Source organism: Mycobacterium sp. TH-M25, from assembly GCF_057473665.1.
In genome coordinates this window covers 1-7,715 of sequence record NZ_JBYCLA010000255.1, presented here as the reverse complement: position 1 = coordinate 7,715, position 7,715 = coordinate 1, and the positions used below count along the sequence as shown (strand labels likewise).

The window sequence follows — 7,715 nt, the reverse complement described above, 5'->3', positions numbered from 1 at the left end:
GTCGTTTCCGTTTCTGTCGGCGTGGACGCCGACACCCACACCTCAGACCATCTTGGTTCCGGGCCCGATGTACCACACCAACGGCTTCTCGCCGCTGACCTATCTGTTGGGCGGCGACAGATTGGTTGTGCTGGAAAAGTTCTCAGCGGCAAGGGTCGTGGATGCGATCGAGAACTACCGGATCACCAACTTCACCGCCACCCCGACCATGCTGTCCCGCATCGCCGCGCTACCCGATATACGCCGGCGGGATCTGTCCAGCATCGCGTGGATTTTGCAGGGCGCCGCGGTGATGCCACATACATTGCTGCGCACCTGGTTCGAATTACTCAGCCCTGAACAGGTCGTGATGGCGTATGGGATGACCGAGGGTCTGGGGCTGACCGCGCTGCGTGGCGACGAGTGGCTGGCGCATCCGGGCAGTGTCGGCCGCGGATTCCGCGACACCGAAGTGCGCATCCTCGACCAGCAGTGCCGGCCGGTGGATCGCGGCGAGCTCGGCGAGATATATCTACGGTCGCCGATGAGTGCCGGGTACCGGTATCTTGGCGGAGCGCCGCTACTGCCGTCGACGCCGGACGGGTTCCGCACCGCCGGCGACATCGGTCACGTCGACGAGGACGGCTACCTCTATATCGCCGACCGCCGCAGCGACATGATCATCACCGGTGGCGCGAATGTCTTTCCCGCCGAGGTGGAGTGCGCGCTCGCCGAACATGACGGCATCGCCGACGTGGTCGTCATCGGACTCGCCGACAGCGAGTGGGGCCGTCGAGTACACGCGGTGATCCAGCTTGCCGACAGCACGACGCCGCTGACCGAGCAAGACGTGATCGACTACGCCAAGACCCGGTTGGCCGCCTACAAGATCCCCAAGACGGTCGAAATCGTCGACCAGATTCCCCGGACGGCAGCAACCAAGGTCAACCGCTCAGCAATGGTCCAAGCCCGCGGTGGTTGAATCCCGGCGCAGCTGATGCCAGTGGCTGGCTAACCTGCGGCCTCGCCGAGCAGGTCGCGCAGCGGACGCACCCGCATTTCGGAGCCGACGATCAGGTCAGGCGGAAAGCGACGGTAGTGCAGCAGCTCTGCGTAGATCCGGGCAGGATCGTCGACGTTCAGGCCCATCCCGGCGAGATATTGCAGCCGCATGCTCATATCGTCGTTGATATCCGCGCCGGCCAGCCATGGTGCCAAATCCGCGGCGCGACCGGCGTAAGTCGCGAGAACATCGGCCGCGTTGCGAAAGTTCACCGCAGTCATGGATTGTGTGACGCGCCCGTAATCGGTACGGCTCCAACGATCCTGCAGCGCATCGATGTTCAGCTCGAGTGGTTCGACCTGGCCCATCAACACCAAGTCGATCCCGCGCCCGTCGACGGTGTTGCCCCACACTGTACCGTTCGGGAAGACGTCGAAAAACGTTGCCAATTCACTTTTCACCGTGGCGACGTCGCTCTCATACAGGGGAACCCACTGCGTGACGATGCCGCCGGGCATCAGGTGCTCCTTGACGAGCTGAAAGTATTGCTTTGAGTACAGCGAAGACGTGCCTTTGACCCATGGATGGATCGGGTCTGACGTGATGACGTCGAATTTTTCCTTCGACGTCAGGATGAGGTGGCGCGCGTCGTCGTAACGGATCGTCGTGCGTCGGTCGGTCGTGACGCCATAATTCTCTCGCCGAAAGTATCTGTCGGCGGCCGGCGGGACCAACGGCTCGAGCTCGCAGATCGTGATTTTCTGCACTGCCGGATCGAGCACGAAGGAGCCCGCGGTAACGCCCGCTCCGAGACCGACCACCAAGACGGACTTGGGATCCGGGTGGAACAGCGCAGGAAGGTCGCCGAGCATTCGCTGCAGGCGCATGTCTCGCGGATCGGTCGATGCTTCCACTTTGCCTGCGACGTGAAAATAGCGGTTGCCGTCGGGCGGTTCGGAAATCACCACCGAATAGTTACGGCCTTCCCCGACATACAGCGCGCGTCCGGGGCTTGATTGCAGGAGCATCCGCCTCCCGTAGGCGATGGCAAGCCACGGGACCGGTGCAACGTTGGCGACCATCCAGATAATGGCGACCACCGATGCGGCAGTCGCGATCACCCTGCTACTGCCGCACCGGCGGGCACTCGGCGCAACAGCAACCAGACCCGACACAGCAGACACCGCGATGAGCAGGCGCTGGCAATCTTGCGTCCCGACCCAGGGAATCAGCACGATGCTGAAGGCCAGCGCTCCGCAGAGCCCTCCCACAGTGTTTGCGAAATATACTCTGCCGACCAGCTTTCCAGGCTCTGCACTGGACCCTGCGAGGGCCGCCAGGGCCAACGGGAAACTTGCACCCCACAGGCAGGCCGCCGGAAAAACCGCCCACATGCATCGCATGACGTCGACCTGGAAATTGAACACGGCACTCTTGGCAAGCAGCGGATCGATCGGCCAGTTGGGTAGCGCCTCCGCCAGCGTGTAAGCGGTCCACGCGATCGCAGCAGCAAGCAGGAGCTGGCAGGCCCCGAGCGCGACACGAGCATCTTTCAGGTGGCGCGCGAGATGGGATGTGACGCCGCCACCAAGGCCCAGACCCGCCAGGAACACCGCGAGAATGATGGAGAACGTATAGACAGTCGCGCCGAGCATAACCGAAAGTAGCCGCGTCCAAACGACTTCTGCGCCCAGGGCGGTCAACCCGGAGAGCCCGATCGCAACATACCCGGAGCGTCGCGCCAGCGGCGTCCGCGAAGCGTTCTGTGTCGGCGTTGCGGCGGGGCGACTCGGCTCGTAGTGGGTCCGCCTCGATAGGGCATAGCTGAGACAGGCAATGGTCGTGTTGATGGCGACGGCGACGTAGGTGGCCATCGCCATGTCGTAGACCCGGAGAAGCCAAAAGCCTGCGAGCAGGCATCCGCACACGGCGCCGACGATGTTGCCGCCGTAGAAATAACCGAGCCGGTAGGCGCCGTCCGGTGACGCTGATTCGACGTAACGGGCTATCGCAGGAAAAGACGCGCCGATCAACAGGGTCGGCGGGAGCAGGCATGCCGCCGCAACCGAAGTACGCAGCAGCAGTCCGGGCAAGCCGCTGCCGCCGACGGCGGCGTAGATGTGATCGAGTAGCGGCAGAGCTGACAGCACGAGAAGACCACAGCCGCCGATCCCGGCTTCGACGATCGCGTACACGCGCAGAGGATGCACGCGCGCGGAGACGCAGTGGGGCAGCAGCAGGCTGCCAAGGCAGATGCCGCCCATATAGGTGCCGAGCAGGACGCCGAGCGAGACCGCCGATGATCCGACAATCAGCTGCAGCAGCTGGAGCCAGACGATCTCGTAGATCAACGCAGCGCATCCGCTGACGGTGAACATGGCCAGTAACAGCGGAAAATGGGCTCGATGCGGCGGTAGGGTTTCGGCCACCTGGCCGACCGAGGTTTCCAGCGCGTTTTCCGACATAGGGTCAGTGTCGCAAAGCAGCCCACGTCACGCGGTGCGCGTTCGACGGGCCACCGAGCTCAGCAGTGATCGGCGAGGGCGCGGTAACTTCATTCTCACAGCGCAACAAGCGTGGGACCGAGGAGAGGCGCAATGACCGCAGGCATCGAAGGCGACGAGGCCGCACCGACGACGCGGGATGCGCGCTTCATCAAGACCGCCGTCGAGATCCTTCGCGAGACCGGTCGCACCGACTTCACCGTGCAGGAAGTCGTCGCGCGCTCCAAAACATCGCTACGCGCCTTTTACCAACACTTCAGCAGCAAGGACGAACTACTGATTGCTCTATTGGAGCGGACGATGGCACAGTCGAGCCGAGCTTGGCGCGCCGAGACCGCCGGACTGGCCAGCACCGCGGCGATCAAACTGATCATCGACCGGATCAGCGCGGAGCCCGAGTCGAGCACCCAGGACAGCCTCAACCGGGCGATGAATCTGTACAACCAGCACTTGTCCGAAACCAGGCCCCGCGACTACGCCCGCGTGCTCTCCCCCTTGCACGATCTGCTGCGCGACGTCATCCAACGCGGCATCGGCGAAGGCGTGTTCCGGCCCAATCTCGACACCGGGCCCGCCGCCGCGATCGTCATGCAGACCATCGTGGGCGCCCTGCGATTGCATTGGCTGGGAGCCGAATTGACCGGTGCACCGATCGACGCCGCACGTCTGTACGACTTCTGCGTGCGGGCCTTGGGCGCCGACGCGACGGTCCGACCGGAAACCCCGACGTTGGCCGAGCTGTTCAACCAGATCGGCATGCGGCCGGGTGCTCGCAACGGCGAGTTCGCGATGACGATTCCGGTCAGTCCACAGGTGGTCAACACCTCCGGCACCTTGCAGGGCGGCCTGATCGCCACGCTGATCGACGTGGCCGGCGGGCAATTCGGCCTAGGTTATCTGCAGGACGGCACCACGATGACCACCGCCGACATGAACATCCGCTACCTGCGCCCGATCCGTCAGGGCACCGCTTACGCGGTGCCGCGGCTGTTGCGCGGCGGTCGGCGCGCATTGGTCATGCAAGTCGACGTCCTGTCTGACGAGGACGGCGACGACGCGCTGCTCGCCTCGGCGACGGTCAACTTCGCCGTCATCGACGGAACGACACCGATGCTGCCGGACTGGTCGTCCACCTGAGCGCGGGTATCAGCCCGCAAACGCGGTGGTAACGTCATTACCACCCAGTGAGAAGCCCCGCCTCTGCAGGAGATCGCCATGCCGTCTCGCCAGCTTTCGTTCCCGGTCTTCGACGCCGACAACCACATGTACGAGCCGCAGGAAGCGCTGACCAAATTTCTTCCGGACAACCGCAAACGCGTCATCGACTACGTTCAGGTCCGCGGCCGCACCAAGATCGTGGTGCGCGGCCACATCAGCGAATACATCCCGAACCCGACCTTCGAGGTCGTCGCCCGCCCGGGTGCGCAGGAGGACTATTTCCGCAACGGCGCACAGGGTAAGAGTTACCGGGAGATCCTCGGCGAGCCAATGAAAGCCATCCCCGCGTTCCGGGAGCCGGCCGCGCGGCTGGAAATGATGGACGAACTCGGCATCGACTACGCCCTGATGTTCCCGACCCTGGCCAGCCTGGTCGAGGAGCGCATGAAGGACGACCCGGAGATGACCCACGACGTCATCCACGCGCTCAACCAGTGGATGTACGAGCAGTGGACGTTCAACTACTCCGACCGCATCTTCGCCACCCCGGTGATCACCTTGCCCATCGTCGACCGTGCGCTCGAAGAACTCGAATGGTGTCTGGAGCGCGGCGCCCGTACCGTGCTGGTCCGCCCGGCGCCGGTGCCCGGCTTCAAGGGCAGCCGGTCCTTCGGCCTCGAGGAGTTCGACCCGTTCTGGCAGGCCTGCGTCAAAGCCGGCATCCCGGTCTCGATGCACGCCTCGGACAGCGGCTACTCGGAGTTCGCCAACGTGTGGGAGCCGGGCGACGAGTTCCTGCCATTCAAGCCGACGGCGTTCCGCAGCTTTGCGATGGGCCACCGGCCGATCCTGGACGCGATGGGCGCGCTGGTGTGCCACGGCGCACTGTCACGCAACCCCGAGCTGCGTATCCTGTCTATCGAGAACGGCGCCGACTGGGTGCCGGACCTGTTCAAAGGCCTGCAGGGTGTCTACAAGAAGATGCCGCAGTCCTTCCTCGAGGACCCGGTGCAGGCGTTCAAGCGCTGTGTCTACATCACCCCGTTCTGGGAGGACCGCTTCACCGAGATCGTCAACATGGTCGGCACCGACCGGGTGCTGTTCGGATCCGACTGGCCGCACCCCGAGGGCCTGAAGGATCCGATCAGCTTCGTCGACGAGCTCAAAGACTTCGGCGACGAGGACGTCGCCAAGATCATGGGCGGCAACCTGATGGAACTGATGAAGGTCGCCAAGCCGGTCGGCGCGTAGCGCTCAGGCTTCGAGCCGGGCACGGACGGCGGCGAGACGTTCGGCGAGTTCGGTTTCGTCGATGAGCCCGCGTCGCACCAGCGAGTGCGCCAACGCGACCAACCGGTTCTCCGGGTACGGCAGTTCGGCGTACAGCGTTGCCGACAGCGCGTCTTCTTGGTCGCGCTGCTCGGTGCCGGGTAGTACTGTGCCGCAGCCACTTCGGTCAAGCCCGTCGCATATCCCGTCGAGGCTCGTCGTCCAGGGCGGCAGCGGATTGTCGACGCCGTACTTGGCGGCCAAGCGACCCCAGACCTGATTGCGTGCGACGATGCTCGACAACGTCGCGATCGGGTCGCCCTCAGGACTCACGGGTTCACCGGATGGACCGCCGGGCGGGTGCGGGTCACCGCATTGGTCGTCACACCGACCTTGGGCAGCGCGACTCCGATCAGACAGTCGCGGGTGATGATCTCGACCAGCTGATCCTCGGTCCAGCCCTCGGTGCCCTCGGGACGCACCGGCATCACCATGAAGCGGTGCTTCTGGTTGGAATCCTCGACTCGGACCTCGACGTCCTCGGTCAGGTATAAACCGAACTCCGCGAGCACTTGTCGTGGCCAGCGCACAATACGACGGCGAAAGTTGGGCGTGCGATACCACTCCGGTGAGTTGCCCAGAATCGGACGTGGATAACACGAACACAGCGTGCACACGATGACGTGGTGCAGCGTCGGCGTGTCTTCCAGCACGTGAAACGCCGTGAAATCACTGGGCGTCCCGAAACCGGTGGGTTGCAGCCAGTCGACCCCGACTTCCTTGCTGGCGGCCATCGGATCACCGAGAACCAGCTTCTTGAACTCCGCGTCGAGCCACGCTCGCGCCACCAGATGAGCGGCAGGTGTGGGACCGATCTGCTCGGCGAATTCGGTGAAGTGGCGGTGCTCCTCAGCAGTGAAAATGCCTTTCTCGATGCATAATTCGCGAAGCGCGATCTCCAGGACTTCGAAGTCGGTGATCTCATCCACCATGGGCGCGGCCGTGCGGTCATGGTCGTGGTGGTGATCGGTCACGATGCGACCTCCAGCCATCGCTCGGGAATCTCGGTCTGCAGGGTGTCCTTTGCGGGACCGGTGTAGTTGTGCCACAACTCAGTCATGGTGAACCGCACGATGTAGAACCATTCGGGCTTCTGGTCCGGCCCATTCCAAGTCTCGTCCTCGGCGGCCGGGCTTTCATAGGAGACGACCGCGACCTCCCCCGTCGCGCCACGCACATACTCTTGCGTGCGGGTGTAGAGCAGCACGGGAAGCTCTCGCACCACGACCTTGTCGCCAACCTTGAACTTCGGCTCGCCGGCCTGTCCGGCGAACACTTGCGGGTCGCCCTTGCCGACGGCGTGCGTGTGGTGCCGGTTGCGTTTAACCGTGGACGGGTCGCCTTCGAACTTGGGCTCGGCCGCCAAGGGCTTTCCACCCAAGCCGCCCGCGTACCGTGCCTTGACCTCGGCCATGCGTTCAGCCAATTCACTCAGGCTGATGTGGTGTTTTTCAGCGAGGACACGCGCGACGGCCAGCAGCCAGCGTCCGTAGTACGGAAGCCCGAGGTAGATCGTGCGACCGACGTCGACATTGCCCATCCGCCGTCGCTCCTCGGACAACCAGATTCCACGCCAGCCGAGAACTTCACACGTGACGTAGGTGTTTTCCTCCCACACCTCATACTGCTTGTTCTCGAACTCGATCGGGGCATCCGGCTCACCACCGACATCGTGCGGGGTCTTCGTGTAGGCCCTAAATCGTTCGTGATCAACGAGATCCGGCGTCGGCGCATCAGGCAAC

At 63.9% G+C, this 7,715-nt stretch carries 7 protein-coding genes; 3 read left to right on the top strand and 4 right to left on the bottom strand.

Annotated features, from left to right (window positions below; all coding sequences use genetic code 11):
- The coding region (locus AC2VOU_RS08555; protein ID WP_486956988.1) for a class I adenylate-forming enzyme family protein at nucleotides 1-961 on the top strand (961 nt) is incomplete at its 5' end.
- Nucleotides 962-990: 29 nt separating this feature from the next.
- On the opposite strand, the gene AC2VOU_RS08550 is transcribed toward AC2VOU_RS08555, so the two are convergent.
- Nucleotides 991-3,333 (bottom strand): spermidine synthase, encoded by a 2,343-nt coding sequence (locus AC2VOU_RS08550; protein ID WP_486956987.1) that lies wholly within the window; start codon nucleotides 3,331-3,333, stop codon nucleotides 991-993.
- Nucleotides 3,334-3,579: 246 nt separating this feature from the next.
- On the opposite strand from AC2VOU_RS08550, the gene AC2VOU_RS08545 reads away from it, so the two are divergent.
- Nucleotides 3,580-4,623 (top strand): hotdog fold thioesterase, encoded by a 1,044-nt coding sequence (locus AC2VOU_RS08545; RefSeq protein ID WP_486956986.1) that lies wholly within the window; start codon nucleotides 3,580-3,582, stop codon nucleotides 4,621-4,623.
- A gap of 78 nt (nucleotides 4,624-4,701) precedes the next feature.
- Nucleotides 4,702-5,895, top strand: coding sequence for an amidohydrolase family protein (locus tag AC2VOU_RS08540; RefSeq protein WP_486956985.1), 1,194 nt, complete (start codon nucleotides 4,702-4,704; stop codon nucleotides 5,893-5,895).
- 3 nt (nucleotides 5,896-5,898) lie between these two features.
- Here AC2VOU_RS08540 and AC2VOU_RS08535 read toward each other — a convergent pair whose 3' ends face one another.
- From AC2VOU_RS08535 to AC2VOU_RS08525, 3 genes are read right to left on the bottom strand one after another with little or no spacing between them, the layout of a single operon-like run.
- On the bottom strand, nucleotides 5,899-6,246 hold the full coding sequence (locus AC2VOU_RS08535) for a thiocyanate hydrolase (RefSeq protein WP_486956984.1): 348 nt from the start codon (nucleotides 6,244-6,246) through the stop codon (nucleotides 5,899-5,901).
- Entirely contained in the window at nucleotides 6,243-6,965 is a 723-nt protein-coding gene (gene scnC, locus AC2VOU_RS08530) for a thiocyanate hydrolase subunit gamma (RefSeq protein WP_486956983.1), read from the bottom strand. Before scnC ends, AC2VOU_RS08535 begins: the two co-directional genes overlap by 4 nt.
- Nucleotides 6,944-7,714, bottom strand: coding sequence for an SH3-like domain-containing protein (locus AC2VOU_RS08525; protein WP_486956982.1), 771 nt, complete (start codon nucleotides 7,712-7,714; stop codon nucleotides 6,944-6,946). The genes scnC and AC2VOU_RS08525 overlap by 22 nt, the downstream gene beginning before the upstream one ends.
- Nucleotide 7,715 lies beyond the last annotated feature (1 nt).